The 26433-nt window shown below is 65.5% G+C and carries 24 protein-coding genes and 1 tRNA gene; 13 read left to right on the top strand and 12 right to left on the bottom strand.

Features of this window, described 5'->3' with window-relative positions; all coding sequences use genetic code 11:
• Window positions 1-108 precede the first annotated feature (108 nt).
• The 5 genes from IRZ56_RS04115 to IRZ56_RS04095 all read left to right on the top strand — a co-directional run bounded on the left by IRZ56_RS04115 (window position 109) and on the right by IRZ56_RS04095 (window position 5950).
• Complete coding sequence (locus tag IRZ56_RS04115; RefSeq protein ID WP_196143754.1) at window positions 109-252, top strand: hypothetical protein; 144 nt, start codon at window positions 109-111, stop codon at window positions 250-252.
• A 124-nt stretch (window positions 253-376) separates the two neighbouring features.
• Window positions 377-1534 (top strand): MFS transporter, encoded by a 1158-nt coding sequence (locus tag IRZ56_RS04110; protein WP_196143753.1) that lies wholly within the window; start codon window positions 377-379, stop codon window positions 1532-1534.
• 91 nt (window positions 1535-1625) lie between these two features.
• Window positions 1626-2252, top strand: coding sequence for a DNA-3-methyladenine glycosylase family protein (locus tag IRZ56_RS04105; protein WP_196143752.1), 627 nt, complete (start codon window positions 1626-1628; stop codon window positions 2250-2252).
• 180 nt (window positions 2253-2432) lie between these two features.
• Window positions 2433-3500 carry a bifunctional DNA-binding transcriptional regulator/O6-methylguanine-DNA methyltransferase Ada gene (gene ada / locus IRZ56_RS04100; protein ID WP_196143751.1) on the top strand — a complete coding sequence of 356 codons (1068 nt, stop codon included), beginning with the start codon at window positions 2433-2435 and terminating at the stop codon, window positions 3498-3500.
• 56 nt (window positions 3501-3556) lie between these two features.
• The gene (locus tag IRZ56_RS04095) at window positions 3557-5950 is read left to right on the top strand and encodes a DUF3772 domain-containing protein (RefSeq protein ID WP_196143750.1); all 2394 of its coding nucleotides are present in this window, start codon (window positions 3557-3559) and stop codon (window positions 5948-5950) included.
• A 71-nt stretch (window positions 5951-6021) separates the two neighbouring features.
• On the opposite strand, the gene IRZ56_RS04090 is transcribed toward IRZ56_RS04095, so the two are convergent.
• From IRZ56_RS04090 to IRZ56_RS04075, 4 genes are all read right to left on the bottom strand, one after another.
• Window positions 6022-7239 (bottom strand): DUF3422 domain-containing protein, encoded by a 1218-nt coding sequence (locus IRZ56_RS04090; protein ID WP_196143749.1) that lies wholly within the window; start codon window positions 7237-7239, stop codon window positions 6022-6024.
• 160 nt (window positions 7240-7399) lie between these two features.
• Window positions 7400-8830, bottom strand: coding sequence for an aldehyde dehydrogenase family protein (locus IRZ56_RS04085; protein ID WP_196143748.1), 1431 nt, complete (start codon window positions 8828-8830; stop codon window positions 7400-7402).
• Window positions 8831-8843: 13 nt separating this feature from the next.
• Window positions 8844-10343: a purine-cytosine permease family protein gene (locus IRZ56_RS04080; protein ID WP_196143747.1), complete on the bottom strand. Its 1500-nt coding sequence runs from the start codon at window positions 10341-10343 to the stop codon at window positions 8844-8846.
• Window positions 10344-10428: 85 nt separating this feature from the next.
• Window positions 10429-10818 carry a YybH family protein gene (locus IRZ56_RS04075; RefSeq protein ID WP_196143746.1) on the bottom strand — a complete coding sequence of 130 codons (390 nt, stop codon included), beginning with the start codon at window positions 10816-10818 and terminating at the stop codon, window positions 10429-10431.
• Between the two features lie 323 nt (window positions 10819-11141).
• On the opposite strand from IRZ56_RS04075, the gene IRZ56_RS04070 reads away from it, so the two are divergent.
• The 3 genes from IRZ56_RS04070 to IRZ56_RS04060 are packed head-to-tail and all read left to right on the top strand — an operon-like array spanning window position 11142 to window position 14443.
• Window positions 11142-13298, top strand: coding sequence for an FUSC family protein (locus IRZ56_RS04070; RefSeq protein ID WP_196143745.1), 2157 nt, complete (start codon window positions 11142-11144; stop codon window positions 13296-13298).
• Window positions 13288-13494 carry a DUF1656 domain-containing protein gene (locus IRZ56_RS04065; RefSeq protein WP_196143744.1) on the top strand — a complete coding sequence of 69 codons (207 nt, stop codon included), beginning with the start codon at window positions 13288-13290 and terminating at the stop codon, window positions 13492-13494. Before IRZ56_RS04070 ends, IRZ56_RS04065 begins: the two co-directional genes overlap by 11 nt.
• Before the next feature lies 1 nt (window position 13495).
• A complete protein-coding gene (locus IRZ56_RS04060; protein WP_419183246.1) occupies window positions 13496-14443 on the top strand; it encodes an HlyD family efflux transporter periplasmic adaptor subunit in 948 nt (315 codons plus the stop codon).
• Window positions 14444-14654: 211 nt separating this feature from the next.
• On the opposite strand, the gene ychF is transcribed toward IRZ56_RS04060, so the two are convergent.
• The 8 genes from ychF to IRZ56_RS04020 form a co-directional block, all read right to left on the bottom strand.
• The gene (gene ychF, locus IRZ56_RS04055) at window positions 14655-15755 is read right to left on the bottom strand and encodes a redox-regulated ATPase YchF (RefSeq protein ID WP_196143743.1); all 1101 of its coding nucleotides are present in this window, start codon (window positions 15753-15755) and stop codon (window positions 14655-14657) included.
• A 22-nt stretch (window positions 15756-15777) separates the two neighbouring features.
• On the bottom strand, window positions 15778-16362 hold the full coding sequence (gene pth, locus IRZ56_RS04050; protein ID WP_050703727.1) for an aminoacyl-tRNA hydrolase: 585 nt from the start codon (window positions 16360-16362) through the stop codon (window positions 15778-15780).
• Between the two features lie 79 nt (window positions 16363-16441).
• Window positions 16442-17038 (bottom strand): 50S ribosomal protein L25/general stress protein Ctc, encoded by a 597-nt coding sequence (locus tag IRZ56_RS04045; RefSeq protein WP_196143742.1) that lies wholly within the window; start codon window positions 17036-17038, stop codon window positions 16442-16444.
• 121 nt (window positions 17039-17159) lie between these two features.
• Complete coding sequence (locus tag IRZ56_RS04040; protein WP_016391678.1) at window positions 17160-18101, bottom strand: ribose-phosphate pyrophosphokinase; 942 nt, start codon at window positions 18099-18101, stop codon at window positions 17160-17162.
• Window positions 18102-18148: 47 nt separating this feature from the next.
• Window positions 18149-18223: transfer RNA gene (locus IRZ56_RS04035), tRNA-Gln, on the bottom strand.
• Window positions 18224-18242: 19 nt separating this feature from the next.
• On the bottom strand, window positions 18243-19103 hold the full coding sequence (gene ispE / locus IRZ56_RS04030) for a 4-(cytidine 5'-diphospho)-2-C-methyl-D-erythritol kinase (RefSeq protein ID WP_196143741.1): 861 nt from the start codon (window positions 19101-19103) through the stop codon (window positions 18243-18245).
• 3 nt (window positions 19104-19106) lie between these two features.
• Window positions 19107-19724, bottom strand: coding sequence for a lipoprotein insertase outer membrane protein LolB (gene lolB, locus IRZ56_RS04025; protein ID WP_196143740.1), 618 nt, complete (start codon window positions 19722-19724; stop codon window positions 19107-19109).
• A 2-nt stretch (window positions 19725-19726) separates the two neighbouring features.
• The gene (locus tag IRZ56_RS04020; protein ID WP_196143739.1) at window positions 19727-21448 is read right to left on the bottom strand and encodes a tetratricopeptide repeat protein; all 1722 of its coding nucleotides are present in this window, start codon (window positions 21446-21448) and stop codon (window positions 19727-19729) included.
• A 246-nt stretch (window positions 21449-21694) separates the two neighbouring features.
• Here IRZ56_RS04020 and hemA point away from each other — a divergent pair, with 246 nt between their 5' ends.
• From hemA to murI, 5 genes are read left to right on the top strand one after another with little or no spacing between them, the layout of a single operon-like run.
• A complete protein-coding gene (gene hemA / locus IRZ56_RS04015; protein WP_196143738.1) occupies window positions 21695-22972 on the top strand; it encodes a glutamyl-tRNA reductase in 1278 nt (425 codons plus the stop codon).
• On the top strand, window positions 22969-24051 hold the full coding sequence (prfA, locus tag IRZ56_RS04010) for a peptide chain release factor 1 (RefSeq protein ID WP_196143737.1): 1083 nt from the start codon (window positions 22969-22971) through the stop codon (window positions 24049-24051). The genes hemA and prfA overlap by 4 nt, the downstream gene beginning before the upstream one ends.
• A complete protein-coding gene (gene prmC, locus IRZ56_RS04005; protein ID WP_196143736.1) occupies window positions 24052-24882 on the top strand; it encodes a peptide chain release factor N(5)-glutamine methyltransferase in 831 nt (276 codons plus the stop codon). It begins immediately after the preceding gene.
• The gene (locus IRZ56_RS04000) at window positions 24876-25631 is read left to right on the top strand and encodes a molybdopterin-synthase adenylyltransferase MoeB (protein ID WP_196143735.1); all 756 of its coding nucleotides are present in this window, start codon (window positions 24876-24878) and stop codon (window positions 25629-25631) included. Before prmC ends, IRZ56_RS04000 begins: the two co-directional genes overlap by 7 nt.
• Complete coding sequence (gene murI, locus IRZ56_RS03995) at window positions 25624-26421, top strand: glutamate racemase (protein WP_196143734.1); 798 nt, start codon at window positions 25624-25626, stop codon at window positions 26419-26421. Before IRZ56_RS04000 ends, murI begins: the two co-directional genes overlap by 8 nt.
• Window positions 26422-26433: the final 12 nt, after the last annotated feature.

Raw genomic sequence — 26433 nt, 5'->3', positions numbered from 1 at the left:
CGGTCCCAGCGCTTTTACGGGCCCACTGAACCGGCCAGTGTCGCAATTGACGTAACACCGGCCTCTGGCCTAGAGTGCCGCCTCCTTTCAATTCACGTAGTCGATGCAATGCGCCGTTCCCAGAGCCTTCGCCTTGTCCACCAGCCTGTCGTCCAGGCGGTGCGTCGTGCGTGGCCGAGCGACACGGTGCTCAAGCGTCGGCGCAGCGTGCTGTTCGCCTTCACCTTCTCGCCACACCTTGCCCTGAACTGATCCTTGCGCCCCTGCGTGCCCGCCTGCCGGCGTGGCTGCGGGCGGCTGCGTTCGCACATCTTTCCAGTGGTTTTTCCAGCCGCCCCGGCCCAGGGTGCCTTCGGGCGGCGAGCAAGGAGTGGTAATGAACATGCGTTTGCTGGCGGGCCTGTTGTTCGCCGTGTCGGTGGTGGGGTTCAGCCTGGGCGCGAGTCTGCCGCTGGTGTCGTTGCGTCTGCACGAGGCGGGGGCTGGCACCCTTGAGATCGGTATCCTCTCGGCCATCCCCGCGGCGGGCATGATGCTTTCGGCGTTCATGGTCGATGCCTGCTGCCGCCACTTGACCCGGCGCACCATCTATTTGCTGTGCTTCAGCTTGTGCACCCTGAGCATCGCGTTGCTCGAAGGCGCCTTCACCTCGATCTGGTACTTGGCGGTGCTGCGTCTGGCGCTGGGTGTCGGCATGGGCATCGCCATCATCCTTGGCGAGTCGTGGGTCAACGAGCTGTGCCCGGAGCACAACCGCGGCAAGATCATGGCGCTCTACGCTACCAGCTTCACCGGCTTCCAGGTGCTGGGCCCGGCCATGTTGGCGGTGCTTGGCGCCAACAGCCCGTGGGTCATCGGTGTGGTCACCGCCTGCTACGGCCTAGCGTTGCTGTGCATCCTGTTGACTGTTCCCAATGACCATGTCGAGCACGAGGAAGGCGAGAAGAGCTTTGGCCTGGCCGGATTCTTCCGGGTCGCGCCGGCGCTGTGCGTGGCGGTGTTGTTCTTCTCGTTCTTCGATGCCGTGGTGCTGTCGCTGTTGCCGGTATATGCCACCAGCCATGGTTTCGCAGTGGGTGCAGCGGCGTTGATGGTGACCGTGGTGTTCGCAGGCGACATGATCTTCCAGCTGCCCCTGGGCTGGCTGGCCGACCGGGTCGAGCGTACCGGGTTGCACCTGGTATGCGGTGTGGTCGCCATGGCGATCGGCATCGGCCTGCCGTGGCTGCTGCAGATGAGCTGGCTGCTGTGGCCACTGCTGGTGGTGCTGGGCGCCGTGGCTGGCGGTATCTATACCCTGGCGTTGGTGTTGATCGGCCAGCGCTTCAAGGGCCAGGACTTGGTGACGGCCAATGCCAGCGTGGGCTTGCTGTGGGGCGTCGGCAGCCTGGTCGGGCCGCTGGTCAGCGGGGCAGCGATGGACGTGGCACCGCACGGGCTGCCCATGGCGCTGGCCGTGATGGCAGGGTTGTTCGTGTGCTTTGCCCGGCAGTCCTACCGGCGGGCAGGGAAGCTGCGAGCCGTTACGGACTGAGGCGCGGCAATTACCTGCGCAAGAACCGTCGTTCGGTCGGTCAAGGGTTGGTCTAAGCTGGTCCTTTTCCGATCATCGGAGGCTATCGCGCATGATCCACGCCGACCTCTCGCCCTCGGCCTATCGCCAGGCCACGGACTTTCTCGCGGCGCTCGACCCAGACTGGGCCCGGCACATCGCGGCCATCGGCCCCTGCCAGCACAGCGCTGTGCCTGAGCGCGAGCCCTTCGAAGCGCTGGTGCGGGCGGTGGCCTACCAACAGCTGCACGCCCGGGCGGCCGAAGCGATCCTGGCGCGTCTGCTGGCGTTGTACCCGGGGGCCGCGTTCCCAAGCCCCGAGCAACTGCTGGCCACGCCGCCCGAGATGCTGCGCGGCTGTGGCTTTTCTGCGAGCAAGCTGGCAACGGTGCAGGGGATCGCCCAGGCGCGTCTGGACGGCATCGTCCCCAGCCGCGAGCAAGCGCTGGCATTGCATGACGATGTGCTGATCGAGCGTCTGGTGAGCCTGCGTGGCGTCGGGCGCTGGACCGTGGAGATGCTGTTGATCTATTGCCTGGAGCGCTCCGATATCCTGCCGGTGGACGACTTCGGCGTGCGCGAGGGGTATCGTCGGCTCAAGGGCATGGACAAGGCACCGACGCCGGCGCAGATGCGTTCGCTGGGAGGCGGCTGGAGCCCGTATCGGACCGTGGCGTCCTGGTACCTGTGGCGCGCCTGAACGTATGGCGCTGTCTCATCGGCGGCCGGCTGGTACGGCGGTGCCTCTGAAAACAGCGCGGGACAGGTGGGAGCCGGCTTGCCGGCGATGAATGCACCACAGATTACCCAGCAATAAACGGAGTGCCCGTTCCAACCCGGCCTGTCAGGCTTGCAACCATCAGCCGCCAGGAGAGAATTCATGAAGCCTGCCACCGCCTACGCCACCGACGCCGACCGCTGGTTCGCCGTGCAAAGCCGCGACACGGCGGCCAGTGGTCATTTCGTCTACGCCGTACGCACCACGGGCGTCTACTGCCAGCCTGGCTGCAAGTCGCGCCTGGCCAAGCGCGAGAACGTCGAGTTCTTCGACGACGCCGACGCCGCCGAAGCGGCCGGTTACCGTGCCTGTCGCCGCTGCACCGAGGGCAAGGCTCTGCAGTCGATGCGCCGCACCGAGTTGGTGGCCCGCGCCTGCCGGTTGATCGAGGCCAGCGAGACGGCGCCTAACCTCGACCAGCTCGGTGTACAGCTGGCCGTCAGCCCCTTCCACCTGCACCGCGTGTTCAAGGCCGAGACCGGGCTCACGCCCAAGGCCTATGCCTCGGCCTACCGCGCCCGGCGCCTGCGTGAGCGGCTCGACGACCGCGCCAGCTCGGTGACCGAGGCCATCTATGACGCCGGCTACAACTCCAACAGCCGCTTCTACGAGAGCGCCGGCCAACGCTTGGGGATGCGCCCGAGGGAGTATCGGGCCAAGGGCGCGGGCTCGACCATTCACTTCGCCATCGGCCAATGCTCGCTCGGCGCGATCCTGGTGGCGCAGAGCGAACGGGGCATCTGCGCCATCCTGTTGGGCGAGGACCCCGAGCGCTTGCTCGAGGAGCTGCAGGACCAGTTTAGCAAGGCTCGGCTGATCGGCGGCGACGCCGGTTTCGAACGCCTGGTCGCCGAGGTGGTGGGCTTCGTCGAGCAACCGGCCCTGGGGCTGGCGTTGCCGTTGGACGTGCAAGGCACGGCCTTCCAGGAGCGCGTCTGGCAGGCGCTGCGCGAGGTTCCCGCGGGCAGCACGGTCAGCTACACCGACATCGCCGAACGCGTCGGTGCACCCAAGGCCGTGCGCGCCGTCGCCCAGGCCTGCGCCGCCAACTGCCTCGCCGTGGCCATCCCCTGCCACCGGGTGGTACGCCGTGACGGCGACCTCAGCGGCTACCGTTGGGGCGTGGAGCGTAAACGGCAATTGCTCACGCGAGAAACGGCACTCACCTGAGCGCTGCGAGCAGCGTAGAATCCCCGCCCAATCGAGCGTGTAAATAGGGGAATTCGATGAGGCGCCTGAGCCTTTACCGTTTTTGTGTAGCAACGCTTGCCCTGCTGTTGTGGGTAGCCACGCCGGCCTGGTCGGCACAGGTCGGGCCGTTGAGCGCGGGTGAGCTGCCCACGCTGGATGAGAACGCCAGCCTGGAGCAGTTGAGCGACCGCCTGGACCAGGTCCGCCAGGGGCTTACCAGCGAGGCCAACGATGACTTGCTGTCCCAGCTGCGTCAGGCCGCCTTGCAGGTGCAACGCCAGGCTGACGCCCTGGGCACGCAACGCACCTCCGACGTGGAGCGCCTGGACGACCAGCTCAAGGTGCTCGGCCCGGTGCTGCCCGACGAAGCCGACAGCATCACCCGCCAGCGCAAGCAGTTGAGCGATGAAAAGAAATCGGTACTGGCCGAACAACAGCAGGCGGTGAAGCTGACCCAGTCGGCCCGTGACCTGGCCACGCAGATCGTCAACCTGCGCCGCAGCCAATTCAATTCGCAGGTCACCACCCGCGCCGCCAGCCCACTGAGCCCGGCGTTCTGGTCGAGCTTGATCCGCCCGACCGACGAAGACGTGGCACGCCTGCGCGACTTGCGCGGCGAGGCGACCGATGCCGTGGCCAGTGCCTTCAGTGCCGAGCACCGCTGGTTGTTCGTCAGCAGCCTGGTGGCCGCCTTGCTGGTCTGGACACTGGTGCGCAAGGTGCTCGAACGGCTGCTGGCCGATGCCATGATCCGCTGGCTGCCCGAAGGCCGCCTGCGGCGCAGTGCCTTGGCCTTGAGCGTCAGCCTGGCGACCCTGAGCACCATCGGCGGCTCGGTGTCGCTGGTGCGCTGGGGCCTGGAGAATAGCGCCGAGCTGGGCAGTAACATCGCCAGCCTGACCAACCATATCCTCACCCTGGTGGTGTTCAGCGCTTTCATCGCCGGCCTTGGCCGCGCCATGCTGATGCTGCAGCGCCCCTCCTGGCGCCTGCCGCCGATCCCGGACGAAGTGGCCAGCGCCCTGGGCTGGTTCCCCCAGGTTCTGGCCCTGGCGCTGATGGTGCTGCTGACCCAGGAACGCATCAACAGCGTGATCGGCACCAGCCTGGCGCTGACCGTGGCCACCAACGGCCTGACCGCCCTGGTGGTGTCGCTGATCTTCGTTGCGGCCCTGGTCTGTTACCGCCGCGCGCGCACACGGCACCAGCTGGAGCGCCCGCCTGGGTTGGCCGGGCTGATACCGTTCGTGATCGTGGTCTGGGTGGGGCTGATCCTGTTGGCCCTGCTCACCGGCTACCTGACCCTGGCCTACTTCCTCACCGCCAAGCTGCTGTGGATCAGCGTGGTGGCAACCTGCGCCTACCTGCTCATCACGGTGTTCGGTGACCTGTGCGAAACCCTGTTGTCGCCGCGTCAGCCCAGTGGCCTGGCATTGTCCTCGGCGCTTGGGCTGCAGCCGCGCCACCAGGCCCAGGCCAGTACCATACTGGCCGGTATCGGGCGCACGGTGCTGCTGTTCGTCGCCGGCCTGCTGGTGCTCATGCCCTCGGGCACCAGCCCCGGCGAGCTGCTGCTGAGCCTGGCGGAATGGGACGGCAGTGGCGGCAAGGTGCTCGGCAACCTGAACATCGTGCCGCAGGACATCTTCCTGGCCATGGCCATGTTCCTCGGAGGGCTGTTCGCCATCCGCGTGGTCAAGCGTTGGCTGAGCGAGCGCCTGCTGCCGGAGACCGACATGGATGCCGGCATGCGTGCCTCCCTGGTGACCCTGGTCGGCTACCTGGGCTTCCTGTTCCTGGCCATGCTGGTGATGTCGACCCTGCGCATCAACCTCACCAGCCTGACCTGGGTGGTCAGTGCGCTGTCGGTGGGTATCGGTTTCGGCCTGCAGCAGATCGTGCAGAACTTCATCTCCGGCCTGATCCTGCTCACCGAGCGCCCGGTCAAGGTGGGCGACTGGGTGAGCCTGGCCGGGGTGGAGGGCGACATCCGCCGGATCAACGTGCGTGCCACGGAAATCCAGATGTCCGACCGTTCCACAGTGATCGTGCCCAACTCGCAGTTCATTTCCCAGAACGTGCGCAACGTGACCATGGGCAACGCCCTGGGCGTGGTCGGCATCACCCTGACCCTGCCGTTGGACACCGATGCGAACAAAGTGCGCGAGCTGCTGCTGGCGGCGTTTCGCGAGCATGAGTCGATCCTCGATGCGCCAGCCTCGTCGGTGACCTTCAAGGACCTCACTGCCAGCGGGATGGTGATCAACGTCAGCGGTTACGTGAGCAGCCCACGGCAGGTGTCGGGTGCGCGCAGCGACCTGCTGTTCACGGTACTGGGGCGGTTGCGTGACGAAGGTATCGCGCTGTCTTCGCCGCAGAGCATGGTGTTGTTGCAGGACAGCGCACGGCCGGCTGACGAAGCGCGGTGAGGCCTGGGGCTGCTGTGCAGCCCTTTCGCGGCACAAGGCCGCTCCTACAGGGGGAGTGCCTTGTGCCTGGTTCAGTGCTGCTTCGCCCGTCTGATGCGTAGCAGGATCATTCCCAGCACCACCATCACCGGCACTGCCATCCCCACCAAGGCCTCGCGCGCCGTCAGCCCGGCACCCAGTACATTCAGGCCGCCATACAGCAGCTTGAACAGGTTCAGCAGGTAGTAGGTGATGGCGATGATCGACAGCCCTTCCACGGCCTTCTGGATCTTCACTTGGGTATCGGCCCGGGCATTGAGGCTGCGCAGGATGCCGGCGTTCTGTTCTTCCATCTCCACCTGCACGCGCGCCTGCAGCAGGTCGCCCAGGTTGGCCACATTCTTGGCCAGTTGCTCCAGGCGCTGCTCGGTGGCGGCGCAATAGCGCACGGTCGGCTTGAAGCGTCGCTCGATGAACACCCCCAGGCGCTGGCAATCGCCCACGTGGCTTTCGCGCAGCTCGCCCAGACGTTCGAACACCAGCTGCGCATAGGCCTGGGTGGCGCCAAAACGGTGGCGGGTCTTCACCGTGCGGCTGACTACCTGGCGCGAGAGGTGGGCGATGGCTTCGAGCAGGGCCTTGGAGTCATGGCCGTCGACGCTGGCACTGCGCTCGGAGAGGCTCACCAGGGTCCGGTCGAAGGCGTCCAGCTCCTGGCTCAGGGTCTTGGCTGTGGCCAGGGCCAGCGAGGCCATCATGCGGTAGGTCTCGATTTCCAGCAGACGGCGGATCATTCGGCCCTGGCGATAGGCGTTCAGGCGCCGATTGACGAACAGCAGGCGGTTGGTGCCGTCTTCGGTCAGGCGAAAATCGCTCCACACCACCGCGTCGCCGCCACCGACGCAGGAACCACAAGGGTCCTTGAAGCCGTAGCGGGTCAGGTCCAGGTCCTGCTCGCCACGCACCAGCACCTGCACGGCATTGATCACCTGGTCTGCCTGGGGGGCGATGGCGTCGGCCAGGACCTGGGGCAGCGCCTGCCAGCCGGCATCGTGGGTGGCGCAGGGCACTACCAGGATCAGCGTGAAGAACTCGGCGTGGCGCTCCCATTTGAAGGGGTTGCCGTCCAGCCGGGTGATGCCCTGGGCGGCCTCCATGTCGACAGCGTCCGGGCAGCAGCGTTGCAGCAAGGCCAGGCAGGCGGTGTCATTGCCCAGCAGGGCCAGGTGGTGGACATGGGCAGGCTCGTCGAAGTACAGCGACGGGCGGGCGTGCAGCTCGTTATGCAGGGCGGTGCGTTGCGGGTGCATGGGAGGTCTGGCCTGGTGTTGTGATTGTTGGGCTACCAGGGGTGGGACTTTGCGGCGAGGGGTAAAAGTCACCAGAGACATGGGCTTTTATGTGTGAGGCGGCTTTTTGTAGGCGCGGCCTTGTGCCGCGAAAGGGGCGCATGGCGCCCCCAAGCGGATATCAGCCCAGGCAACGCGTCACATGCTTGACCGACTGGTACGCTGACAGCCCCCATGGCCCGAGCTCGCGGCCGATGCCGCTGCCCTTGGTCCCGCCCCAGGAGGTCTCGACGAATACCGCCTGCACCGAGTTGATCCACACATGGCCGACTTCCAGGGCGTCGGCCACACGCTCGGCGCGCTCCAGATCGGCGCTGCACACGGTGGCGACCAGGCCGAAGCGGCTGTCGTTGGCCTGGGCGATGGCCTGCGCCTCGGTGGCGAAGCGGCGGGCGCACAGGACGGGGCCGAAAATCTCCTCGTTCCACAGGCGGCTACCCTCGGGCACCTCCACGTACACGGTGGGGCTGACGAACCAGCCGTCGCGGTCCAGCACCTGGCCACCGGTGAGGCAGTGCAGGCCTTCTTCGCGAGCAATGGCGAAGTAGCTGGCGACCTTGAGCCATTGCGCCTGGCTGGTCAGCGGGCCCATGGCCACGTCCTCGACCAGCGGGTTGCCCACCTGCATCTGTTCCAGGGCCGCCTTCAGGCGTGGCAGCAGCGCGTCGGCGATGCCGTCCTGGACCAGCAGGCGCGAGGTGGCCGAGCACATCTGCCCGGCGTTCCAGGTGATGCCGGCGACGATCCATTCCACGGCCTGGTCCACGTCGCAGTCATCGAACACCACGATCGCCGATTTGCCACCGAGCTCCAGGGTCACGGGGCGGCACTGGGCTGCAGCAGCGCGCATGACCTGGCTGCCTACGCCGTTGCTGCCGGTGAACGACAGCTTGTCCAGGCCGTTGTGGCTGCTCAGGGCGGCGCCGGTCTCGGCCTTGCCGTTGACGATGTTCAGCACCCCGGCGGGAAGGTTCAGCGCCTCGGCGATCTGGCCGTAGGCCTGTTCAATCAGCGGGGTGACTTCCGAAGGCTTGAGCACCACGGTGCAACCGGCGGCCAGGGCCGGGGCGAGCTTCCACGCGCTGGTCACCAGGGGGAAGTTCCACGGCACGATCAAGCCGACCACGCCCACCGGCTCTAGGCGCGTACGGGCTGTGAAGCCGGGGGCGGCCAGGGGGACCTCGGCATTCTTGCCAGGCAACTGCTCGGCAAGGTCGGCGTAGTAGCCGAACGTGGCCACGGCATCGTCCAGGTCGATCTCGGCTTCGTGGCGGGGCTTGCCGTTGTTGCGCATTTGCAGGGTGATCAGGGCTTCGCGGCGCTGGCCAAGTTGTTCGGCGAAGCCACGCAGCAGCGCGGCACGCTCGCCCGGAGCAGTGGCTTTCCAGGCGGGAAGGGCACGACAGGCGGCGGCCACGGCTTGGTCGACCTGGGCAGTGCTGGCGGACATCAGCTCGGCGAATGGCTGGCCCAATGCGGGGTCATGCACGGTGATGCAATCGTTGCCTTGGCCTTCGACCCAGCGGCCGTCGATGTAGTGGGGGTTGGTCATGGTCGGGTTCCAGTCAGGCGGATTCGGCGGTGGTCACCGGCGTGCGCGGGGCGCTTTTGCAGCGCACCCAACGCGGGCCCTGGGGGCCATAGACGCCGGCGGGTTCAGGGAACAGATTGAGCAGGGCGATATACAGCAGGCCAGCCATGCCCAGGGTGACCGGCAGGCTCAGGTCGATTCCGCCGGCCAGCTCGCCCAGCGGGCCGACGAACTGCCCCGGCAGGTTGACGAAGCACAGGCCCACCGCCGCGCTGGGAATCCAGGCGCCCATGCCGCGCCAGTTCCAGCCATGGGTGAACCAATAGTGCCCGCCACGCTGGCCACGGGTGAACACCTGCAGGTCGTCGGCATGGTAGAAGCCGCGACGGGTGACCAGGCCGAGGATCATGATCACCATCCAGGGGCTGGTGCAGGTGATGATCAGCACGGCGAAGGTGGACACGCTCTGCACCAGGTTGAAGGTGAAGCGGCCGATGAAGATGAAGGCGATGGCGGCGACGCCGATCAGCAGGGTCGCGCCGGCGCGGCTGAGCAGGCGCGGGAACACGCTGGACATGTCCAGGCCGGTGCCATACAGCGAGGTGGTGCCGGTGGACATGCCGCCGATCACCGCGATCAGACACACCGGTAGGAAGAACCAGCCCGGCGAGATCGCCAGCAGGCCGCCGACGTAGTTGTTGGCCGCGATGTAGTCCGGGGCCTGGGTGGCCACCAGGGTCGCGGTGCACAGGCCGAACAGGAACGGGATCAGGGTCGCCGCCTGGGCGGCGATCACAGCCAGCATGATGCGTGCCTTGGGCGTCTGACGCGGGATGTAGCGCGACCAGTCGCCGAGGAATGCGCCGAACGAGACCGGGTTGCTCATGGCCAGGATCGCCGCACCGACGAAGGCGGCCCAGAAACCGGGTTGGCCGAGGTTGACGCTACCGGCGAAGTGCATGTCGAAGGGGCCGGCGAAGGCCAGGATGCCCAGCAGGAACAGCAGGCTCGAGGCCCATACCGCGATCTTGTTGACCCACAGCATGAAGCGGAAGCCAAAGATGCACACCACCAGCACCAGCACCGCGAACAGGCCGTAGGCCAGGCCCAGGGTCAGGTCGGTTTCCGGCAGCCCGGCCAGGCGTTTGGCGCCACCGACCAGGGCGTCGCCTGAACTCCAAACCGACAGCGAGAAGAACGCCACGGCGGTGAGCAACGACAAGAACGAACCGACGATACGCCCATGCACGCCGAAGTGCGCGCCGGACGATACCGCATTGTTGGTGCCATTGAGCGCACCGAACAGGCCCATGGGGGCGAGGATCAAGGCGCCCACCCCGACGCCGAGCAGGATGGCCCATAGCCCGGCCTGGAACGACAGGCCGAACAGCACCGGGAAGCTGCCCAGCACGGCGGTGGCGAAGGTGTTGGCACCGCCGAAGATCAGGCGGAACAGGTCCAGTGGGGTCGCGTCGCGTTGATCATCGGGGATCTGTTCGACGCCATTGGTCTCGATACCGGTCGAGTGGCTCATGGTAAGGCTCCAGCGCGGTTGTTGTGAGTCGGCGCGATGCGCGGACTTTCTTGTGGTGCGTTGGCAGTGCGGCAGGGCCGCGACATCAGGTGTCGGAGGCGACCGACAGGTGTTCGTGGCAGGCCAGCCAACGTTCGCCCTGGCGCTTGAAGACGATGGTCTCGCGCTCGGCCAGCCGGTGCTCTTGGCCTGCGATGCGAATGTGCGTGGCCACGTCGTGCATGAAGATCGCCACCTCACCTTGCAAGCTCACCTGCGCGTTGCTGGACTGGCATGCCAGCACGGCAAAGCCTTCGGCCTGCCATTGCGCCCACAGCGTTTCATAGGCACGGCGCGAGAGCAGCGGGTGCGGCAAGGTGTGGAAGAGGAACGTGGCGTCTTCGCTGAAGCAGGCGAAGTAGCGGGCGGTGTCGTTGCTGGCGAAGGCGTCGACGAGGTCGGCGGCGGCTTGCCTTACCTGGAGGGTCTGGTCCACGGGCGTGGCCTCACGATTATTGTGATTGTTGGTGAAGCGATTCTGGTGAGGGGCGACGGAGGGAAAAATCGCTGGGGATAAATAATCAGTTCAGAAATTTGTGAACCAATTCCATGTCCGCACGCACCCTACAGGATAAGTGCTGGCACTCAGGCAAAAGCGTTCACCAAATGGAACGCAGGGGGGCGAATTCGGCCTCTACCGACAGGCCGTTTATCGAACTAACGTTGTGTCTGTACCAGCTGCAACCTGCTGATGAAATAACCTGGCTCGGGAAGCCATGCCTTGGCGCAGGGTTCCCCGTCCGTGTCTCGAGGTACCGAATGGGTCCACTGATTGCCTATTTCAAGCTGGCCTTGAACCCCGGGCGCGGGGTGCTGTTGTTCGCGCTGCGCACCCTCGTCGCAGGCCTCCTGTGCCTGTACCTGGCGTTCATCTTCGACCTGGAACAACCGAAGTGGGCGCTGATGACCGTGATCATCATCAGCCTGCCGCTGGCCGGCATGACCCTCAAGCGCAGCTTCGCCCAGGTGCTCGGCACAGCGGCGGGCGCAGCCGTGGCGGTGGCGATCATGGCGCTGTTCCCCCAGGCGCCGATGCCTTTCATCGTCTGCCTGTCCCTCTGGCTGGCCTTCTGCACGGCCGGGGGGACCTTGTTGCGCTACACCGATTCCCACGCCTTCGTCCTGAGTGGGTTCACTGCCGTGGTGGTGGCGATGCTGGCGGTCCCGGAGCCGGACGGTATTTTCCTGCTGGCCATCACCCGGCTGACCGAAACCCTGCTGGCCGTGGTCTGCGTGGCCGTGGTCAGCCTGTTGACCGCTCGCCCCCAGGCGGTGGCGCAGGGGTATTTCAGCAAGGTCGATAGTCTGGTCAAGCTGATCGCCCGTCACGCGGCCGAAGTGGTCCGTACCGAAGAAGACGAGGCGGCGTTCAGTCAACGCCAGGCGCAGCTGATCGCTGAGATCAGCGCGCTGGAAGGCCTGCGCCGGCACCTGTATTTCGATGCGCCGCACCTGCGCAGCGCCGACGGGCTGGTGCAACTGCTGGCCAACCAGTTGGTGCTGCTGGTGTCGCGTCTGTTGGTGCTGCGCCAGCAACGCGAGCTGATCAAGCAGCATTGGCAAGGGCCGCTGCCGGCCGGCATCCAGCTGCTGCGCCTGGCCGAGCTGGACAGCCTGGACGCGCTGGCCCGCGACGGTGTGGCGTTGTCGGCGAGCGGGCGCAAGGCGATCCGCTGCCTGCACCAGGGCTTCGACCAGGCTGCCGACCGCGCCGAGTTTCTCAACGAGCCATTGCCGCCGCGCATGCGTTCGCTGGCCTGGGCCCTGCGCTGGGAGCAGGCGCGCCTGTTGCAGCAACTCGATGAGCTGATCGAGCTCAACGAGGCGATCCAGCAGGGCAGGGCGGCCAGCTGCCCTCATGACCAGGGGCGGTTCAGTGCCCTGCACCTGGATTTTCGCCTGGCCGGCATGAATGCCGTGCGGGCATTCCTGGCCTTGTTCCTGGCCGGCTGGCTATGGATCGAAACGGCCTGGGACGGCGCGCGCTCCGGGGTGATCCTGATCGGCGTGATGTGTTCGCTGATGGCGACCCTGCCAAGGCCCTTACTGGCGAGCCAGAACTACAACCGCGGCCTGCTGGTGGCGCTGGTGCTGTCGGCGTTGTACCAGTTTGCGCTGCTGCCGATCTTCACCGATTTCGAAATGCTTGCCCTGTGCCTGGCGCCGTTGCTCTACCTGGCAGCCGTTGGCCTGGCAAACCCGATGACCGCCGGCATCGGCATGGGCATCGGCCTGATCAGCCTGTTGATGATCGGGCCGCAGAACGTCGGCGCCTACCACAACAGTGCCATCCAGTGGTTCGAGTTCGCGGGTGGCTACGTGGTCGCCGGGGTGCTGGCCATGGTGGTGTTCGCCTTGGTCTTTCCATTCAATGCGCCAAAACGCATGGCCCGGCTGTTCCGCCTGACCCGTGACGATGTGTACCGGCAGGTGACCGAGGGCAACGGGTTGACCCACCAGTTCGACTTCGAAAGCCGTACGCTCGACCGCCTGTCCGCGATGATCGGCTTGCTGCCGGCGGCGACCGACCCGCGTTCCCGGGCGCTGTTCGATTGCAGCCTGGTTTGCCCGGCATTGGCCATTGCCCTGGGCCAGGCGCGTACCCAGTGCGTGACCAGCGTGGCGCTGCCAGAAGGCACGAAAGCCCGTTTAGGCCTAGTGTTGCAGGGGATGGCCGAGGTCATCGGCGGGCAACGCCCGGTGGACATCGACGGGCTGTTGCAGGAGGCCGAACGGGTCGGCCAGGCCCTGGATGCGTTGCACGAGGCGCACCTGGACGCTGATCGGGAAGCGCTGCGGCGCTTGTTCATCCTGCGCGTGGCGCTCGCGGTTGCCAGTCAGTTGCTGCAGCGCTATCGGTCGGTCCTGGCGGGGCCTCTGCCGCTGCCTGAACAGGAGGGCGCCCATGCCCATTGATTTCGAATTTGGCGGTGTCTACCTGCCGCCCATTGCCCAGGCCCTGCTGTTGGGGCTGCCATTGTTCCTGATCGCCGATGCCGTGCTGCGTCGGGTTGGCGTGTTGGCGCGGGTCTGGCACCCGGCGCTGTTCCAGGGAGCCCTGTATGCCGCGATCTGCGCGGCCCTCGTATTGTCGATGGGAGCGAGCGTCTGAAATGCCTGCGTTGAAACCTGTTGTGGCCAAGGCCTTGACTTTGGTGGTGTTGGCGATTGCCGTCGGCCTGGTCTGGCTCGCCTGGAACTACTACACCCGCGCGCCCTGGACCCGCGATGCGCGGGTACGCGCGGATGTGGTGACCTTGTCGGCGGAAGTCGCCGGGCGCATCATCGAGCTACCTGTGCAGGACAACCAGTTCGTCCACCGCGGCGACTTGCTGTTGCAGATCGACCCTGCCCGCTACGAACTGGCCGTGCTGCATGCCGAGCGCGCAGTCGAGGTGGCCCGAGCCACCCTGGGGCAATCACAGGCCGCCATCGTCGCCAGCGAGGCGTTGCTCAAGCAGCGGCGCAGCGAGGAGCAACGGCGCCGTAAGCTGCAATCGATGTCGGCGATTTCTGCCGAAGAATGGGAAAAGTCCGGCACCGATGTCGCCGTGGCCCAGGCGGACCTGCTGCGCGAGCAATCCAACCTGGGGCTGGCGCAGGCCAATGTGAAACTCGCCGAAGCCACGCTCAAGCAAGCGCGCCTGGACCTTGAACACACCCGCGTGAGCGCCCCGGTCAATGGCTACGTGACCAACCTGCTGACCCGTCAGGGTGACTTCGCCCAGCCCGGCGCGCCGCTGCTGGCCCTGGTGGACAGCGAGTCGTTCCATGTCAGCGGTTACTTCGAGGAAACCAAGCTGCCGAAGATCAAGATCGGCAGCCGGGCACGCATCGAATTGATGAGCGGCGAGCGGCTGCAAGGCACCGTGGAAAGCATCGCCTATGCGATCACCGACCGGGAGAACCAGCCGGGCAACCGCCTGCTGGCCAACGTCAACCCGAGCTACACCTGGGTCAAGCTGGCCCAGCGCATCCCGGTGCGTCTGCGCCTGGAGCGCGCGGCCGATGCGCCACCACTGCGCGCGGGCACTACCGCGACGGTCACCATTCTTGAATAGTGTTTGAGTGGGCCGTCGCTGCCTGGTTCGCCTGGCCAGCAGCACCAGTCACAAGGAGCGGGCTTGTCATATCACCGTCGCCTGGCAAGGGCTGCGCCCTTGATCGCGGGACAAGTCGGACCGCCGCACCGCCGCTCTTACAAGGGCAGGCGCCAAAAGAAAAACCCCTTGAGGCGCCTGTCCTCAAGGGGTTTTTTCTAACGTATGGTTATCACACGTTGAAGCGGAAGTGCATCACATCGCCGTCCTTGACGATGTAGTCCTTGCCTTCCAGGCGCCATTTGCCGGCTTCCTTGGCGCCGCCCTCACCCTTGAACTGGATGAAGTCGTCGTAGGCCACCACTTCGGCGCGGATGAAGCCTTTCTCGAAGTCGGTGTGGATAACGGCAGCGGCTTGCGGGGCGGTGGCGCCGACGCGTACGGTCCAGGCGCGGACTTCCTTCACACCGGCGGTGAAGTAGGTCTGCAGGTTGAGCAGGCTGTAACCGGCGCGGATCACGCGGTTCAGGCCAGGCTCTTCCAGGCCCAGGGCCTCGAGGAACATGTCCTTCTCTTCACCTTCTTCCAGCTCGGCGATCTCGGCTTCGATCTTGTTGCACACCGGCACCACGATCGCGCCTTCTTCCTCGGCGATGGCCTTGACCACGTCCAGGTGCGGGTTGTTCTCGAAGCCGTCCTCGGCAACGTTGGCGATGTACATCACCGGCTTGCTGGTCAGCAGGTGGAAGCCGCGGATAACGGCCTTCTCTTCGGCGCTCATGTCCTTCATCAGGCTGCGGGCCGGCTTGCCGTCGGTGAAGTGGGCGATGAGTTTTTCCAGCAGAGCCTTCTGTGCCAAGGCGTCCTTGTCGCCGCCCTTGGCGTTGCGTGCGACCTTCTGCAGTTGCTTCTCGCAGCTGTCGAGGTCGGCGAAGATCAGTTCCAGGTCGATGATCTCGATGTCACGCTTGGGGTCGACGCTGTTGGAGACGTGGATCACGTTCTCGTCTTCGAAGCAGCGCACCACATGGGCGATGGCGTCGGTCTCGCGGATGTTGGCGAGGAACTTGTTGCCCAGGCCTTCACCTTTCGAAGCGCCAGCGACCAGGCCGGCGATGTCGACGAATTCCATGGTGGTGGGCAGCACGCGTTCAGGCTTGACGATCGCGGCCAGGGCGTCCAGGCGTGCGTCGGGCATCGGCACGATGCCGCTGTTCGGCTCGATGGTGCAGAAGGGGAAGTTCTCTGCCGCGATGCCGGACTTGGTCAGGGCGTTGAACAGGGTGGACTTGCCGACGTTGGGCAGGCCGACGATGCCGCAATTGAAACCCATGGGTATTCCCCTCTCTAGGAAATCAGGCCTTCTGGCTGTGCAGTTCGCGCATCGCCTTGGCGAAGTCGCCGGCGAGGACGTCCGGCATCACGCCGAGGGCAAAATCGATGCTGGCGTCGAGCTTCTCCTGCTCGGCGCGCGGTGCGCGGCCCAGGACGAAGTTGGAGACCAGTTTGGCGTCGCCCGGGTGGCCGATGCCAAGCCGCAGGCGGTGGAAGTCGTTCTGGTTGCCGAGCTGCGCGATGATGTCGCGCAGGCCGTTGTGCCCACCATGGCCGCCGCCCTTCTTGAGTTTGGCGACGCCCGGAGGCAGGTCGAGTTCGTCATGCGCCACCAGGATCGCTTCCGGCTTGATGCGGAAGAAATTGGCCAAGGCCGCTACGGACTGGCCGCTGCGATTCATGTAGGTGGTGGGGATCAGCAGGCGAACATCGTTGCCCTGATGGCTGAACTTCGCCGTCAGGCCGAAATATTTTTTGTCAGCGGACAGCGAAACGCGCTGGGCGCTGGCAAGGCGTTCTACGAAAAGAGCCCCTGCGTTATGCCGGGTCTGTTCGTATTCGGGGCCGGGGTTACCCAGGCCGACGATCAACTGGATGGCGGTCACGTCAGGGGCTCTTCCTTGGAGTTGGTGGGTTACGGTGCGCGCGGCACTGTAACCCGATCAACGCCGGCGCGCGAGTGGATTACTCGGCAGCGCCTTCAGCTGCTTCAGCGGCAACGCGCGGGGCGTGGACGTTGGCAACAGCTTTGTCATCACCGTGGGCCAGAGCGACGAACTCTACGCCTTTCGGAGCTTTCAGGTCCGACAGGTGGATGATGGTGCCGATTTCAGCGTTGGCCAGGTCGACCTCGATGAATTCAGGCAGGTCCTTGGCTTCGCAGGACACTTCGATCTCGGACTCGACGTGGGAGATCTCGCCGCCTTTCTTGACCGGGGCTTCTTCGTTGATGAAGTGAACCGGTACCTTGGCAGTCAGCTTCTGGCCAGCAACGACGCGAACGAAGTCGGCGTGCATGATGAAGCCTTTGGCCGGGTGACGCTGCAGGGCCTTGACCACGACGTTCTGCTTGGCGCCGTCGACATTCAGTTCCAGAACGTGGCTGAAGGCAGCCTCGTTTTCGAACAGCTTGGCGATTTCCTTGGCCACGATGGTCAGGGATTGGGCTTCTTTATCACCACCGTAAACAACGGCAGGGATGCTGGCGGAATGACGCAGGCGGCGGCTCGCACCTTTCCCCAGGTCAGTACGCGCTTGGGCGTTCAGGGTGAAGTCAGTCATTTTGTTTCTCCAAAATAGCCTCCCGAGGGCGTTTGCGACCAGCGCCAACGGGGATGGCAAAAAAGCCCCGCCCCGACAACCAGTGTCGGGGCGGGGCGCTTTTCGTCAGCGTCTGTTCCGCTTAGCGGAACATCGCGCTGATCGATTCTTCGTTGCTGATGCGACGTACCGCTTCAGCGACAACCGGTGCGATATCCAGCTGGCGGATACGGTCACAGGCTTGAGCAGCGGCGGACAGCGGGACGGTGTTGGTCACCACCAGCTCGTCCAGTACCGACTTCTCGATGTTCTCGATCGCACGGCCCGACAGGACAGGGTGTGTGCAGTAGGCGTAAACCTTGGCAGCACCGTGTTCTTTCAGGGCCTTGGCCGCGTGGCACAGGGTGCCGGCGGTATCGACCATGTCGTCTACCAGGATGCAGGTGCGCCCCTCGACATCGCCGATGATGTGCATGACCTCGGAATGGTTGGCCTTTTCGCGGCGTTTGTCGATGATCCCGAGGTCGACGCCCAGGGACTTGGCCACGGCACGCGCACGTACCACGCCACCGATGTCCGGGGAGACGATCATCAGGTTCTCGAAACGCTGGTCTTCGATATCGTCGACCAGTACGGGCGAGCCGTAGATGTTGTCGACGGGGATATCGAAGAAGCCCTGGATCTGGTCAGCGTGCAGGTCGACGGTGAGTACACGGTCGATACCCACGACAGTGAGCATGTCAGCGACGACTTTGGCGCTGATGGCTACACGTGCCGAACGCGGACGACGGTCCTGGCGGGCGTATCCGAAGTAGGGAATCACGGCGGTGATTCGAGACGCTGAGGAGCGGCGGAAGGCGTCGGCCATCACCACCAGTTCCATCAGATTGTCATTGGTAGGAGCACAGGTTGGCTGGATGATGAAGACGTCCTTACCACGAACATTTTCATTGATCTCAGCACTGATTTCGCCGTCGGAGAATTTACCGACAGAAACATCACCCAGTGGAATATGCAGCTGACGTACAACACGCCGAGCCAGATCGGGGTTGGCATTCCCCGTGAAGACCATCATCTTGGACACGCGCAGTACCTGAAGGCTGAGGGTAACCTGGATGAGTATAAGGAAAATGGCAGGGGCGGCTGGATTCGAACCAACGCATGGCAGGATCAAAACCTGCTGCCTTACCGCTTGGCGACGCCCCTGTATCTGTTGCTGCGAGCGCTAGGCACTCGACTTCTTGATCAGACTTTGCAGCTTGCGATGCAACATCGAAATATTGCTTCCCTTTGCCACAAACCCTGTTTGGGTCTCTGAAAGAAGGGCCAGAACTTTATCAGCTTCGGCTTTGCTTGGGAAGGCCCCAAACACGCAACTTCCAGTGCCGGTCATTCGAGCTTCCGTATATTTACCCAGGGAATTCAACGCATTGCGAACTTCTGGATAACGTTGCTCGACCACCGGTTGGCAGTCATTTCGACTGTTTCCCTCGGGAACGGGGCGCATCTTAAGGGGGAGGGAATCACGTGTCAACTCTGGATGCGAAAAAATTTCCGCTGTGCTGACAGACACTTGCGGCACCAGCACGACGTACCAGGGCTCTTCGGGGTCGACCGGGGTCAGTTGCTCGCCCACCCCCTGGGCGAAGGCGGCATGGCCACGCACGAACACCGGCACGTCGGCGCCGAGGGCTAGGCCCAGGGCGGCCAGGCGGTCTTCGTTCCAGTCCAGTTGCCACAGGTGTGCCAGCGCCAGCAGGGTGGTGGCGGCATCGGAGCTGCCGCCACCGATGCCGCCACCCATGGGCAGGACTTTGTCCAGCCAGATGTCGGCGCCCAGCGAGGTGCCGGATTGTGCCTGCAGCATGCGGGCTGCGCGCACGATCAGGTTGCTGTCGTGGGGGACCGCTTCGATCTCGGTGTGTAGGCGGACCTGGCCGTCGTCACGCAGGGCGAAGCTGAGCTCGTCGCCGTGGTCGAGGAACTGGAACACGGTTTCCAGCTCGTGATAGCCGTCCGGGCGGCGGCCGGTGATGTGCAGCCACAGGTTGAGCTTGGCCGGGGCCGGCAGGGTCAGCGTGCCCATGGATCAGCGCCCCAGCTGGCGGGGTTGCCAGTCCTTGACCACCAGGGTGACGTCCAGGTCCTGGCCGTGCAGCTTCAGGCGCTCGGGCAGCCAATAGCCGTTCTGCTGGGTGTAGCTCAGGTACTCGACCTGCCAGCCGTCCTGCTTCAGGCTGGCCAGGCGGCTGTCGCCGTCCAGGGTCAGCTGGCTCTTGCTGTCGGGCGCGGGCAGGCCGCGAACCCACCACACCAGGTGCGAGACCGGCAACTGCCAGCCGAGCTGCTCTTCGAGCAGGGCTTCAGGGCTTGGCGCTTCGTAGCGGCCCTGGTTGGCCACCTCCAGTACCACGCCGCCGGGGCGTCCGGTCAGGCGGGCGGCGCCACGGCCCAAGGGGCCGGCCAGACGAATGTCGTAGTAGTCCTGGCGTTGCAGCCAGAACAGGGTGCCGCTGCCGGAGTCGCGTGGGGCGCGGATACCGACCTTGCCGTTGATTTGCCAGCCGTCGAGGGTGCTCAACTGCGCTTTATGGGCACGCCACTGCTGCGGGTCGCCTTGACCGTGCAAGGCTTCGCGGCTGGTGAAACCGGCGCAGCCGGCGAGCAGGGCGATCAGGGTGAAGGTAATGCAATGACGCAGGAACATATCTACAGGGTCTCTGATCCGGTCAGGCGCAGGAGGGTCTTGCGCAGGATGGGACTGTCGGGCTGGCCTTCGAAGGCTTTGGCCCAGACCTGGCGGGCTTCACGGCGCTTGCCGTTGGCCCAGAGGACTTCGCCCAGGTGGGCGGCCACTTCGTGGTCGGGGAAGCGTTCCAAGGCCTGGCGCAGCAGGCGTTCGGCCTCGTCGAGGTTGCCCAGGCGATAATTCACCCAGCCCAGGCTGTCGAGCACTGCCGGGTCGTCCGGAGTGAGCTGGTGGGCTTTTTCGATCAGCGCCTTGGCTTCGGCGTAGCGGGTGGTGCGGTCGGCCAGGGTATAGCCGAGGGCGTTCAGGGCCATGGCGTTTTCCGGCTCGCGCTCGATGATGGCGCGCAGGTCTTTTTCCATCTGCGGCAGGTCATCGCGCTTTTCGGCCAACATGGCGCGGGTGTAGAGCAGGTTGAGGTCGTCCGGGTAACGCTTGATGGCCTGGGCCAGGACCTGCTCGGCCTGGGCGTCCTTGCTGTTGTTGCCGTAGCTCTCGGCTTCGATCAGGTACAGCTGGATGGCGTAGTCGGGCTGGGCTTCGCGCGCCTCGGCGAGCAGGCGCGAGGCCTCGGTGGCACGGCCGTTGGCGATGAGGATGTCGGCCTGGCGCAGCTGCGCCGGCAGGTAGTCGGGGCCTGGGCCGACCAGGGCGTACTCGCGCAGGGCCGCTTCAGGGTCGCTGCGCTCCTCGCGGATGCGGCCCAGGTTCAGGTGCGCGGCATCGACATTGCTGTCGCGCTCGACCAGTTCCTGCAGGTAGCCTTCGGCTTCGTCCCAGCTTTTGTTCTCCATGCACACCAGGGCGAGCGAATAGCGCAGCTCGTCATCCTCGGGGTACTGCTGCAGCAGGCTTTCGAACTCGGCCTTGGCATCGGCCATGCGGTCCTGTTCGACCAGGGTGCGGGCATAGGTCAGACGCAGGCGCTTGTCGTCGGGGTTGTCGCGTATGGCCCCGCGCAGCAGCGGCAGGGCTTCCGGGCCGCGGTCCAGGGCCTGGAGCAGGCGTGCGCGCAACAGCACCGGGGCCACTTCGCCGTTCTGTGGAGGGTGCGCCTCGAGCAGGTCGAGGGCTTGCTGGGTCTTGCCGTCCTGGTTGAGCAGCAGGGCCTTGCCGAATACCAGCTGGCCGTTGTCCGGGTGCTTGACCAGCAGGCGGTCGAAGCTTTGCAGCAGGCCGTCGCGGGTGTTCTGGTCGGTTTCGGCGGCCGACAGGGCGAGGAAGTCGAAATGGGTGTCGCCTTTGCCCTGGAGGACTTTTTCCATGTAGGTCATGGATTCGTCGTAGCGCCCGGCGCGGGCCAACTGGATGGCGGCGGCGCGTTGGGCGTCGAGGTTTTGCGCATCGTTGCGGGCCCAGATCAGGGCGGTATCCAGGGACGGCTCGTCGGCACCCAGGTACTCGGCGATGCGGTAGGCGCGCTCGGAGACCGCTGGGTCCTGGGTCTTCTCGGCCTGGTCGACATAGTTGGCCAGGGCGATGTCGAAGCGGTTGCGCTGGCCGGCGAGTTCGGCCACCAGCAGGCTGTACAGCGTTTCCTGCTTGAACGATCCATACACCACGGGCTTTTCCGGTTCGCCTTTGCCGGCCTCGGCCACGGGTGGCTCGGCCGTTTGCGGGGCCAGGCTCTGGCAGCCCTGGAGCAGGGCGAAGGCAAGCAGCAATGCGTAAGGTCTGTTCATATAAAGGGGCTTAAGAAGGACTTACCGGCGGTCGGAGCATGATGACACAAGCGCGAGGGCAAACCCACCAGTGCGGTGTCTGGTTAACTGCGACCTTCTGGGGGGAGGAGGGTTCCGCGATAGCTGTCCTCATGTAGCCATCCCCAGGCATGCACCCCTGCTATCACGACAATAGCGAACGGTGGTTGTTCTGGAACCTGCGAAGTAGGACAATTATCGGCTTCTCGTCACAACCAGCGACCTTGCATGGCCTTTCTTGCACTTGGTATCAACCATAAGACTGCCTCGGTAGACGTACGCGAGCGCGTGGCGTTTACGCCAGAGCAGCTGGTCGATGCCCTGCAGCAGCTCTGCCGACTGACCGCCAGCCGCGAGGCCGCGATCCTGTCGACCTGCAACCGCAGCGAGCTCTATATAGAGCAGGACCACCTGGCCGCCGACGCGGTGCTGCAATGGCTGGCCGAGTACCACCAGCTGAGCCTCGACGAGCTGCGCGCCAGCGCCTACATCCATGAGGAGCACGATGCTGTCAAGCACATGATGCGCGTCGCTTCCGGCCTGGATTCCCTGGTGCTCGGCGAGCCACAGATTCTCGGTCAGATGAAGTCCGCCTACGCTGTCGCCCGCGAAGCCGGCACCATCGGCCCGCTGCTGGGGCGCCTGTTCCAGGCCACCTTCAGTGCCGCCAAGCAAGTGCGCACAGACACCGCCATCGGCGAAAACCCGGTTTCGGTGGCCTTCGCCGCCGTCAGCCTGGCTAAGCAGATCTTCAGCGACCTTGGGCGCAGCCAGGCGCTGTTGATCGGTGCCGGCGAGACCATCACCCTGGTCGCCCGCCACTTGCACGAGCAAGGGGTGCGCCGGATCGTCGTGGCCAATCGCACCCTCGAACGGGCCAGCACCCTGGCCGAGCAGTTCGGGGCCCATGCGGTGCTGTTGTCCGACATCCCCCAGGAGCTCGCCAACAGCGACATCGTCATCAGCTCCACGGCAAGCCAATTGCCGATCCTCGGCAAGGGTGCAGTGGAAAGCGCGCTGAAGCAGCGCCGGCACAAGCCGATCTTCATGGTCGACATCGCCGTGCCGCGGGATATCGAGCCGCAGGTCGGCGAGCTGGACGACGTCTACCTCTATACCGTCGACGACCTGCACGAAGTGGTCGCGGAAAACCTCAAGAGCCGCCAGGGCGCAGCCCAGGCCGCCGAGGAACTGGTGTCGGTGGGCGCCGAGGACTTCATGGTGCGCCTGCGCGAGCTGGCTGCGGTGGATGTGCTCAAGGCCTACCGCCAGCAAAGCGAGCGCCTGCGCGACGAAGAACTGCAAAAGGCCCAGCGCCTGCTGGCCAATGGCGGCAACCCCGAAGAAGTGCTGGCCCAACTGGCGCGTGGGTTGACCAACAAACTCCTGCATGCGCCCAGCGTGCAACTGAAAAAGCTCTCCGCCGAAGGCCGCCTCGATGCGCTGGCCATGGCCCAGGAACTCTTTGCCCTCAACGAGGGCTCGACGGACAAGACCCCGCAATGAAAGCGTCGCTGCTCAATAAACTGGACACGCTCCAGGACCGCTTCGAGGAACTCACCGCCCTGCTGGGCGATGCTGAAGTCATCACCGACCAGACGCGTTTTCGCGCCTATTCGCGCGAGTACGCCGAAGTCGAGCCGGTGATCGACGCCTATAAAGAGTGGCGCAAGGTCCAGGACGATCTGGAAGGTGCCCAGGCGCTGCTCAAGGACAGTGACCCGGACCTGCGCGAGATGGCCGTCGAGGAGGTCCGCGAGGCCAAGGAACAGTTGGTCGGCCTGGAGTCGCAGCTGCAGCGTATGCTGCTGCCCAAGGACCCCAACGACGGTCGCAACGTGTTTCTCGAAATCCGCGCCGGCACCGGCGGCGACGAGGCGGCGATTTTCTCTGGCGACCTGTTCCGCATGTATTCGCGCTATGCCGAGAAACGTGGTTGGCGCCTGGAGATTCTCTCCGAGAACGAAGGCGAGCACGGCGGCTACAAGGAAATCATCGCCCGGGTCGAGGGCGAGAGCGTGTACGGCAAGCTCAAGTTCGAGTCCGGCGCGCACCGCGTGCAGCGGGTGCCGGAGACCGAATCCCAGGGCCGTATCCACACCTCCGCGTGCACCGTGGCCGTGCTGCCCGAGCCGGACGAGCAGGTCGCCATCGAGATCAACCCGGCCGACCTGCGGGTCGACACCTACCGCGCCTCCGGTGCCGGTGGTCAGCACGTCAACAAGACCGACTCGGCGATCCGCATCACTCACTTGCCCACCGGTATCGTGGTCGAGTGCCAGGAGGAGCGGTCCCAGCACAAGAACCGCGCCCGGGCCATGTCGTGGTTGTCAGCCAAGCTCAACGACATGCAGACCAGCGCCGCGCAGAATGCCATCGCCAGCGAGCGCAAGCTGCTGGTGGGCTCGGGCGACCGCTCCGAGCGCATCCGCACCTACAATTATCCACAGGGCCGGGTGACCGATCACCGCATCAACCTGACCCTGTATTCGCTCGACGATATCCTGGCCGGCGGTGTCGATGCCGTGATCGAGCCCCTGCTGGCCGAGTACCAGGCCGACCAGCTGGCCGCCCTGGGGGATTGAATGACCATCATCGCCAGCCTGTTGCACAATGCGCAGCTGCCGGATTCGCCGACCGCGCGCCTGGATGCCGAGCTGTTGCTCGCCGCGGCCTTGGGCAAGTCGCGCAGCTACCTGCACACCTGGCCTGAGCGCATCGTCGACAGCGAGGCGGCCGAGACGTTCGCCGGCTACCTGGCGCGCCGCCGTGCCGGTGAGCCGGTGGCCTATATCCTCGGCCAGCAAGGCTTCTGGAAGCTGGACCTGGAAGTGGCACCGCACACGTTGATCCCGCGCCCGGAGACCGAACTGCTGGTGGAAGCGGCCCTGGCCCGAGTACCGGCTCGCCCTGCGCGTGTGCTCGACCTTGGCACCGGCACCGGCGCCATCGCCCTGGCCTTGGCCAGTGAATGCCCGGCCTGGCAGGTGACGGCGCTGGACCGCGTCCCGGAGGCCGTGGCCTTGGCCGAACGCAACCGTGAGCGCCTTGGCCTGGGCAATGTCCAGGTGCGCCTGAGCAACTGGTACGACGCCGTGGCCGGCGAGCGCTTCGACCTGATCCTCAGCAACCCGCCCTATATCGCGACAGACGACCCGCACCTGGTGGCCGGCGATGTGCGTTTCGAGCCCAGCAGCGCGCTGGTGGCGGGCGCCGACGGGCTGGACGACCTGCGCGTGATCATCGCCCAGGCGCCCGAGCACCTGCTGCCCGGCGGCTGGCTGTTGCTCGAGCACGGCTATGACCAGGCGGCGGCGGTGCGCGAACTGCTGGCCAGCCACGGCTTTGGCGAGGTGGCCAGCCAGCGCGACCTGGCCGACCACGAACGTATTACCATGGGGCGACTGCCATGCTGAGCGATCAGGAACTGTTGCGTTACAGCCGGCAGATTCTGCTGGCCCAGGTGGACATCGACGGCCAGTTGCGGCTCAAGCGCAGCAAGGCACTGGTGGTCGGCCTGGGTGGGCTCGGCTCGCCGGTGGCCTTGTACCTGGCCGCTGCCGGCGTGGGTGAGCTGCACCTGGCCGATTTCGACACCGTCGACCTGACCAACCTGCAGCGCCAGGTCATCCATGACAGCGACAGCGTGGGCATGAGCAAGGTCGACTCGGCACTCAAGCGCCTGCAGGCGATCAACCCCGAGATCACCCTGGTCGCCCATCGCCAGGCACTGGACGAAGATTCGCTCGCCGCGGCCGTGGCAGCGGTCGATGTAGTGCTGGACTGCTCCGACAACTTTTCCACCCGCGAGGCGGTCAACGCCGCGTGCTTCGCTGCCGGCAAGCCGCTGGTCAGTGGCGCGGCGATTCGCCTGGAAGGGCAGTTGTCGGTGTTCGACCCGCGTCGTGACCACAGCCCTTGCTACCACTGCCTCTACGGCCATGGCAGCGAAGCCGAGCTGACCTGCAGCGAAGCCGGCGTGCTCGGGCCATTGGTTGGCCTGGTCGGCAGCTTGCAGGCCCTGGAGGCGATGAAGCTGCTGGCCGGTTTCGGTGACCCGCTGATCGGCCGCCTGCTGCTGATCGATGCCCTCGGCACGCGCATGCGCGAACTGCGGGTCAAGCGCGACCCGGCGTGCCCGGTGTGTGGCAGCCGGCATGGCTGAGCGCTCGGCGCCGGTAGGCGTGATGGACTCGGGGGTCGGCGGCCTGTCGGTGCTCGCCGAGATCCAGCGCCTGCTGCCCAACGAGTCGCTGCTGTATGTCGCCGACAGCGGCCACGTGCCCTACGGCGAGAAGTCCCCGGACTACATCCGCCAGCGCCTGCGTCACATTGCCGAGTTCTTCCGCGAGCAGGGCGCCAAGGCCATGGTGCTGGCCTGCAACACCGCCACGGTGGCCGCGGTTGCCGACCTGCGCGAGCTGTATCCGGATTGGCCCCTGGTGGGCATGGAGCCGGCGGTCAAGCCGGCGGCGTTGGCCACCCGTTCGGGCGTGGTCGGTGTCCTGGCCACCACTGGCACCTTGCAGAGTGCCAAGTTCGCGGCCTTGCTCGACCGTTTCGCCAGTGATGTGCAGGTGGTGACCCAGCCGTGCCCTGGGCTGGTCGAACGTATCGAAGCCGGCGACCTCGACAGCCCCGAGCTGCGCCAGCTGCTCTTGGGCTATGTGCAGCCTTTGCTGGCGGCCGGGTGCGATACCGTCATCCTCGGTTGTACCCACTATCCCTTCCTGCGCCCGCTGCTGGCGCAGCTGGTGCCCTCGGACGTGGCGATCATCGATACCGGCGCAGCCGTAGCGCGACAGCTGCAGCGCCTGCTGGTCGCGCGAAACCTGTTGGCCGAGGGGCCGGCGCGGGGGGCCGTATTCTGGACCAGCGCGCAGCCGCAGTCATTGGGCACAGTGCTGCCGCTGCTCTGGGGTGGGGCCGGGCCGGTTCATTCTTTCCCTCGGTGAAGGGGCTGCTGT

Origin of the sequence: Pseudomonas guariconensis (genome assembly GCF_015680235.1) — a bacterium.
Classification (GTDB): Bacteria; Pseudomonadota; Gammaproteobacteria; order Pseudomonadales; family Pseudomonadaceae; genus Aquipseudomonas; species Aquipseudomonas guariconensis_A.
The sequence above is the reverse complement of the archived record's forward strand: the minus strand, read 5'-3'. Positions and strand labels throughout refer to the sequence as shown.

Excerpts from the sequence above, each read along its gene's own strand:
- IRZ56_RS04115 (WP_196143754.1), top strand. The coding sequence starts at position 109 with ATGCGCCGTTCCCAGAGCCTTCGCCTTGTCCACCAGCCTGTCGTCCAG.
- IRZ56_RS04110 (WP_196143753.1), top strand. The coding sequence starts at position 377 with ATGAACATGCGTTTGCTGGCGGGCCTGTTGTTCGCCGTGTCGGTGGTG.
- IRZ56_RS04105 (WP_196143752.1), top strand. The coding sequence starts at position 1,626 with ATGATCCACGCCGACCTCTCGCCCTCGGCCTATCGCCAGGCCACGGAC.
- ada (WP_196143751.1), top strand. The coding sequence starts at position 2,433 with ATGAAGCCTGCCACCGCCTACGCCACCGACGCCGACCGCTGGTTCGCC.
- IRZ56_RS04095 (WP_196143750.1), top strand. The coding sequence starts at position 3,557 with ATGAGGCGCCTGAGCCTTTACCGTTTTTGTGTAGCAACGCTTGCCCTG.
- IRZ56_RS04090 (WP_196143749.1), bottom strand. The coding sequence starts at position 7,239 with ATGCACCCGCAACGCACCGCCCTGCATAACGAGCTGCACGCCCGCCCG.
- IRZ56_RS04085 (WP_196143748.1), bottom strand. The coding sequence starts at position 8,830 with ATGACCAACCCCCACTACATCGACGGCCGCTGGGTCGAAGGCCAAGGC.
- IRZ56_RS04080 (WP_196143747.1), bottom strand. The coding sequence starts at position 10,343 with ATGAGCCACTCGACCGGTATCGAGACCAATGGCGTCGAACAGATCCCC.
- IRZ56_RS04070 (WP_196143745.1), top strand. The coding sequence starts at position 11,142 with ATGGGTCCACTGATTGCCTATTTCAAGCTGGCCTTGAACCCCGGGCGC.
- IRZ56_RS04065 (WP_196143744.1), top strand. The coding sequence starts at position 13,288 with ATGCCCATTGATTTCGAATTTGGCGGTGTCTACCTGCCGCCCATTGCC.
- IRZ56_RS04060 (WP_419183246.1), top strand. The coding sequence starts at position 13,496 with ATGCCTGCGTTGAAACCTGTTGTGGCCAAGGCCTTGACTTTGGTGGTG.
- ychF (WP_196143743.1), bottom strand. The coding sequence starts at position 15,755 with ATGGGTTTCAATTGCGGCATCGTCGGCCTGCCCAACGTCGGCAAGTCC.
- IRZ56_RS04045 (WP_196143742.1), bottom strand. The coding sequence starts at position 17,038 with ATGACTGACTTCACCCTGAACGCCCAAGCGCGTACTGACCTGGGGAAA.
- ispE (WP_196143741.1), bottom strand. The coding sequence starts at position 19,103 with ATGGGCACGCTGACCCTGCCGGCCCCGGCCAAGCTCAACCTGTGGCTG.
- lolB (WP_196143740.1), bottom strand. The coding sequence starts at position 19,724 with ATGTTCCTGCGTCATTGCATTACCTTCACCCTGATCGCCCTGCTCGCC.
- IRZ56_RS04020 (WP_196143739.1), bottom strand. The coding sequence starts at position 21,448 with ATGAACAGACCTTACGCATTGCTGCTTGCCTTCGCCCTGCTCCAGGGC.
- hemA (WP_196143738.1), top strand. The coding sequence starts at position 21,695 with ATGGCCTTTCTTGCACTTGGTATCAACCATAAGACTGCCTCGGTAGAC.
- prfA (WP_196143737.1), top strand. The coding sequence starts at position 22,969 with ATGAAAGCGTCGCTGCTCAATAAACTGGACACGCTCCAGGACCGCTTC.
- prmC (WP_196143736.1), top strand. The coding sequence starts at position 24,052 with ATGACCATCATCGCCAGCCTGTTGCACAATGCGCAGCTGCCGGATTCG.
- IRZ56_RS04000 (WP_196143735.1), top strand. The coding sequence starts at position 24,876 with ATGCTGAGCGATCAGGAACTGTTGCGTTACAGCCGGCAGATTCTGCTG.
- murI (WP_196143734.1), top strand. The coding sequence starts at position 25,624 with ATGGCTGAGCGCTCGGCGCCGGTAGGCGTGATGGACTCGGGGGTCGGC.